At 61.7% G+C, this 5,962-nt stretch carries 6 protein-coding genes; 4 read left to right on the top strand and 2 right to left on the bottom strand.

The features are described from left to right. Both EOA27_RS18335 and EOA27_RS18330 read right to left on the bottom strand, forming a co-directional pair. Positions 1–811: mandelate racemase/muconate lactonizing enzyme family protein (locus tag EOA27_RS18335; protein WP_145970400.1), on the bottom strand; the 811-nt coding region annotated here is incomplete at its 3' end. A 47-nt stretch (positions 812–858) separates the two neighbouring features. Next, on the bottom strand, positions 859–1,569 hold the full coding sequence (locus EOA27_RS18330; protein WP_042638774.1) for a GntR family transcriptional regulator: 711 nt from the start codon (positions 1,567–1,569) through the stop codon (positions 859–861). A 216-nt stretch (positions 1,570–1,785) separates the two neighbouring features. On the opposite strand from EOA27_RS18330, the gene EOA27_RS18325 reads away from it, so the two are divergent. The 4 genes from EOA27_RS18325 to EOA27_RS18310 all read left to right on the top strand — a co-directional run. Next, a complete protein-coding gene (locus EOA27_RS18325) occupies positions 1,786–3,267 on the top strand; it encodes a sugar ABC transporter substrate-binding protein (protein ID WP_127256841.1) in 1,482 nt (493 codons plus the stop codon). A gap of 75 nt (positions 3,268–3,342) precedes the next feature. Further along, positions 3,343–4,302 (top strand): sugar ABC transporter permease, encoded by a 960-nt coding sequence (locus tag EOA27_RS18320; protein ID WP_126083500.1) that lies wholly within the window; start codon positions 3,343–3,345, stop codon positions 4,300–4,302. Continuing rightward, a complete protein-coding gene (locus EOA27_RS18315) occupies positions 4,299–5,189 on the top strand; it encodes a carbohydrate ABC transporter permease (RefSeq protein ID WP_126062425.1) in 891 nt (296 codons plus the stop codon). Before EOA27_RS18320 ends, EOA27_RS18315 begins: the two co-directional genes overlap by 4 nt. Before the next feature lie 126 nt (positions 5,190–5,315). Beyond that, positions 5,316–5,962 (top strand): ATP-binding cassette domain-containing protein (locus EOA27_RS18310; protein WP_127256839.1); only part of this gene is annotated, 647 nt, incomplete at its 3' end.

Raw genomic sequence — 5,962 nt, 5'->3', positions numbered from 1 at the left:
CCCATTTCGTGTGGCCGCGCTCGCCCCAGGAGATGGGGGCACTGACCTTGTCGCGCACCTGCTTAAGCGCGTTGAGGCTTTCCGGCGGGCAAGGCTCCTCGAACCAGTCGATCTGGCCGGCCTCCTCGAGGCTGCGGCACAGGCGGATGGCGGTGGGAACGTCAAAGCGGCCATGCGCATCGATGAGGATGTCGACATTGGGCCCCGCCGTCTCGCGGATGAGAGCCGTGAGCTCGGCAGCTTCGCGCTCGTCCTTGCGGGTCATGCTGCCGTCGAGATAGCCGTCCCGTCTTTCGCGGGCCACGCCATCGACGCTGGGACCCTGGTGCGGGAACGGATCGAATTTGAGCCCGGTGTGGCCGGACTCCACGATGTCGCGAATTTCGCGGACCACCGCTTCCTTGCTGGTGAATTTGGCCTGGTTGGGATGGGTGTAAAGCGAGATTTCATCGCGCACCGGCCCGCCCAGCAGCTCATAGATCGGCTTGCCGAGAACTTTGCCGCGGATATCCCAAAGCGCTATGTCGATGGCGCTCACGCATTCCACGGCGGCGCCGCGGCTGCCCATATAGGTGAAGCTGCGGAAGACCTTGTGCCACAGATGCTCGATGCGCGCCGGATCCTCGCCTGCCACGGCAAGCCCGATCTGGCGCAGGATCGTGCAGAGCGCGCGGTTGGCGAGCTTCGTCGTGGTGGTGATCTCGCCCCAGCCGCTGATCCCCTCGTCGGTCGTCACTTCCACGAACAGGTACTCTCCCCAATAGGAAGCGTCGGACTTGACCAGCCAAGGCCGAATGCTCGTGATTTTCATCTGGACTATCCTCCCTGAATGGCCAGGCTGACGATGTTGCGGGTCCGCTACCCTGCCCGGGCGGCGCTGCGCGCGCGCATGTGTTCGAGGACATGCCGGCCGGAGCCCTCGACATGGCGAGCGATGAGTTCGGCCGCCTTGTCGGCCTCGCCCGATTTGACGAGCGCGATGAGCTCGCGGTGCTCGCGGATGATCGCGGCGCGGCGGGCAAGCGTGAAATTGAAACGCCGGCTGACCGCCCGCAGCACCTCTCGGTGCTTCCACCAGAGCTCGGCGGCATGGCGGTTGTAGTGCCGCTGGTACATCACGGTGTGGAAGGCGGTATCCAGCTCGCTGTGCCTGAACGTGTCGGCGAAGTTGTTCTCTTCGATCAGGCCCTGGAGACGTTCGAGTTCGGCGATGTCCTCCTCGGTCGCCATTCCCACAAACCAGCGCGTCAGGGCGGGCTCGATGAGAACGCCGATCTCGTAGATATCGCGCACGAAATCCTGATCTATGGGCCGGACGCGCGCGCCCCGGTTGGGAACGAAGGTGACGAAGCCCTCGCCGCGCAACAATTGCAGCGCCTCGCGCACGGGATTGGTCGAGGTGCCGTGACGGCGGGCGAGATCGGTGACCACGAGCCGCTCGTTGGCAGCCAGCCGTCCCTCGATGATGTCCTCCCTTATCTGCTCGTAAAGCGAGGCGCCCTCGCTCGATGCCCCGAGAGCGTCAATCCCCTCGGGTGGCTCTGCTTTGAAATCACTCGTTTCCGCCATCGCCGTCCCCTAGTCCAATACACGATCTGACCGATATCACGCACATCTTCGACAAACAATGTACGATTTGTTGCGTTGACAGCTATTCTGCGATCTGAAAACGTATGAAGTGATCGAAGGGATACATTAGGGCGGAGAAATATCCCCGCGATCGAAACGAGCAAGGACCGCTTTGCCTAGGCGCAGAGCGGCATAGGAGAACCTGGGAGGAGACCTATGAGGAGGATCACAGTCGGCGGTGCCGTTCTGCGCGGCGCCGTTTCCACTGCTTTGACGATATCGCTGATGTCGGGTCCGGCGCTTGCCGCGCCCCCGGTCGACCTGAGCAAGTGGTCGCCGGAATATGTGCGCTCGATTGCCGGCACGCAGGATTTCGACACGGCAGGCGATTGCGCCAAGGTCACCCCGCTCGACTACAAGGGGCGACTGACTTTCTGGTATCAGGGCGTGTTCGAGGGCGACCCCGACCTCCTGCGCCAGTACTACAAGGATTTCTTCGCAACCTTCCGCAAGACCTACCCGAACATCCAGCTCGAGGAACAGGCCCTCACCTATAACGACCTGCTCGACAAGTTTCGCACCGCGCTCCTCGGCAACGCGGCGCCGATGGCGGTCCGCCTGCAAATCCTGGGCGGAACCGAGTTCGCCTCGAAGGGCTATCTGCAGCCGCTGAAACCCGAGGACGTCGGCTATTCGACCGAGGATTTCTGGCCCGGCGCCATGAAGGCCGTGACCTGGGACGGCGTGACCTACGGCATTCCGACCAACAACGAGACGATGGCCTTCATCTGGAATGCCGACATCTTCAAGCGCGCCGGCCTCGATCCGAACAAGCCGCCGGCCACCTGGGACGACGTGGTCAAATATTCCAAGCAGATCCACGACAAGCTCGGCATTGCCGGCTACGGCCTCGTGGCGCGCAAGAATGCCGGCAACACGCCCTACCGCTTCATGCCGCAGCTATGGGCGTATGGCGGCGGCGTTTTCGACGAAGCCGCGGCAAACCCGACCTACAAGGACATCGAGCTCAACAGCCCGCAGAGCAAGGCGGCGCTGCAGGCTTCCTACGACATGTATGTCCGCGACAAATCGGTTCCGGTTTCGGCGCTCACCAACCAGCAGGCCGACAACCAGCCGCTGTTCCTGGCCGGCCAGCTCGGCATGATGATCTCGCATCCGTCCGACTACAACGTCATGCTCGACCTGCAGAAGAAGGCGACGGGCACTGACAAGGACAAGGCGCAGACCGTCATCGACAATATGCGCTACGGCCTCATTCCGACCGGTCCCGACGGCAAGCGCGCCGTCGTCTTCGGCGGTTCGAACATCCACATCCTGAAGGCCGAATATGTAGAGGGCGGCAAGGTGGACGAGCCGGCGGCGAAGGCCATCATCTGCATGTGGACGAGCCCGGAATGGTCGCTGAAGATGGCTTACGCCGGCTCGAACCCCGGCAACCTCAACGGCTTCAAGACCAAATGGATGAAGGAGCGTCTGGACAGCATCAAGTTCCTCGATGTCACGACGTCGATGCTGCCATACGGCATTCCGTTCCCGGCCCTGCCGCAGTCGCCCGAGATCATGAACATCATCGTCCCGGACATGCTGCAGAATGCCCTGACCGGAGCGATGACCGTCGACCAGGCGGCGGACGACGCGGCCAAGAAGGTGAAAGACCTGATGGGCGGCGGACTCTAGCCCTAGCCTGACCTGCGATCTCACCGGCTGCGCCGACAACGCAGCCGGTTCGTTCCGATGAACAAGGGCACGCCAGTGACGATCGTGAGCGGCAAGGCCGAGGCTCGCCGAAGACTGCAATCCGCCAGGTCCGATGTGCTTCGCAAGATGTGGGAGCATCGCGCCGACTATGCCTATGTGCTTCCGGCGATTGCCGTGATGCTCATCGTCATCGCCTATCCGATCTACTACACGATCGAATTGTCGTTCTTCAACACGCCGCCCGGCCTGCAGCTCCGCGACAAGATCTTCGTCGGTTTCAACAACTACACGGCCATCCTGACCAGCGGGGTGTTCTGGCAGGTCACCTTCAACACCCTGATCTGGACAATCGCATCCACTTTCTTTTCCTTCGCCCTGGGGTTTGCCGCCGCGCTGGCGCTGCATCGCGATTTCGTCGGCCGCGGCGTCCTGCGCGCCATCCTGATCATTCCCTGGGTCATCAGCGCGGTCGCCGCCTCCTATATCTGGAAGTGGATCTACCATTCGGATTTCGGGATTATCGGCGCGGTGCTGGTCGAGCTCGGATGGGCCGAGCGACCGCCGAATTTCATCGACAGCGTCTCAACGGTGCTGCCCTCTCTGATCGTCGTCAACATCTGGCGCGAGTTCCCTTTCGCCATGATCATGATGACGGCCGGTCTGCAGACCGTGCCCGAGCAGTTGCTGCGCGCCGCGAAAGTCGATGGGGCGAATGCGTGGCAACGCTTCTGGCACGTCACCTTCCCGCATTTGCGCAATGTCTCGACGGTGACGATCCTGCTGCTCGCGGTCGCCAACTTCAACTCCTTCATCATTCCCTGGATCATGACCGGCGGTGGCCCGTCCAACGCTTCGCATATCTGGATCACCCATATCTATGAGCTTGCCTTCGGCCGCCAGCGCTGGGGCGTGGCATCGGCCTATTCGGTGCTTCTGTTCATCATCCTGATGACGCTCGGCTACTTCTATGTCCGCGCGCTGAGCGGCAACGAGCGGAAGGACGGCAGCGCATGAGCACGGTTTCCGAGACAATCTCACGAGGCCGGTCCGTCCGCCGGGTGCGGATTGACGGATGGCGATGGGGCGGGCGCGCCTTTCTGCTGTTCATGCTCCTTTACACCGCGCTGCCGATGATCTGGATGCTGCTCACCTCGATCAAGTCCGGCTTCGCGGCGATGCAGTTTCCGCCGCAATGGTGGCCTGACCAACCTACACTCGACAGCTACCAGAAACTGCTCGATCCGCAGAACAGCGTCGGCCAGGATTTCCTGCGCTTCTTCTGGAACAGTCTCATCGTCTCGACCGCCACGACGATCCTTTCGGTGATCGTGGCGGTTCCCGCGGCCTACGCGTTCTCGCGCTTCACCTTCCCAGGTCGGAACTTCCTTTTCTTCGCCGTCCTGCTGCGCAACATGTTCCCGGCGGTGATCTTCCTGGTGCCGCTCTTCATCCTGATGCGCGCGATCGGACTGGTGAACACGCATGGCTCGCTTGTTCTCACCTACCTCACCTTCGGCCTGCCGCTGGCGATCTGGCTCTTGAAGGGCTTTTACGACAACATCCCGGTGCAGCTCGAGCAGGCGGCGCGCATCGACGGCGCAACGCGGTTCCAGGCCTTCATGCTGATCGTGATGCCGCTCTCGACGCCGGGCATCATCGCCACCGCGATCTATTCCTTCATCGGCGCCTGGAACGAGTACATCTACGCCTACACCTTCCTCTCCAAGAACGAACAGCTGACGCTGCCCGTCGGCATCCAGCGCTTCTTCTCGGAGAACACGACGGACTTTCCTGGCCTGATGGCGGCCAGCTTCATGATGAGCGTGCCCGTCGTGGTGCTGTTCCTCCTCCTGCAACGATACTTCGTGCGCGCCCTCACGGAAGGCGCGGTCAAGCACTAGAGCCGGATGATTTCAGGTCGAACCGACCTGAAATCTGAATCCGGCTCTAAATCAAAGAGATAGAGCATGATGTCGTCCGAAAACCGCTTCACACTTTTCGGCATCATGCTCTAGGGAGCTGCCTGCATGGCCCATGTGGTCCTCAAAGATCTCGTCAAGACCTATGGCAGCTTCAAAGCCGTCAACGACGTTTCGCTGACAATCAATGACGGCGAGTTCGTTGCGCTTGTCGGGCCCTCCGGCTGCGGCAAGACGACCACGCTCAATCTCGTCGCGGGCCTGATCTCGGTCACATCGGGCGACATCGTCATCGGCGACCGGGTGGTCAACGACCTCGACCCCAAGGACCGGGACATTGCCATGGTGTTCCAGAACTACGCGCTCTATCCGCAAAAGTCGGTCTATATGAACCTCGCCTTCCCACTGCAGATGCGCAAGCTGCCCAAGGACGAGATCGACAGAAAAGTCAGGGAAGCAGCGCGGGTCCTCGACATGACGCAGCTGCTCGAACGCAAGCCGCGCGAGCTTTCAGGCGGGCAACAGCAGCGCGTGGCGCTCGGACGCGCCCTCGTGCGCGATCCTGCGGTGTTCCTGATGGACGAGCCGCTCTCCAATCTCGACGCCAAGCTGCGCGTGCAGATGCGATCCGAGATCAAGCGGTTCCACCAGGACCTCAAGGCGACGATCATCTATGTGACGCACGACCAGCTCGAGGCCGTGACCATGGCGGACAGGATGGCGGTGATGAATGGCGGCTACCTGCAGCAATATGA

It is taken from the genome of Mesorhizobium sp. M2A.F.Ca.ET.037.01.1.1 (genome assembly GCF_003998075.1).
Taxonomy (GTDB): domain Bacteria; phylum Pseudomonadota; class Alphaproteobacteria; order Rhizobiales; family Rhizobiaceae; genus Mesorhizobium.
This window is presented reverse-complemented; position numbering and strand designations above follow the sequence as displayed.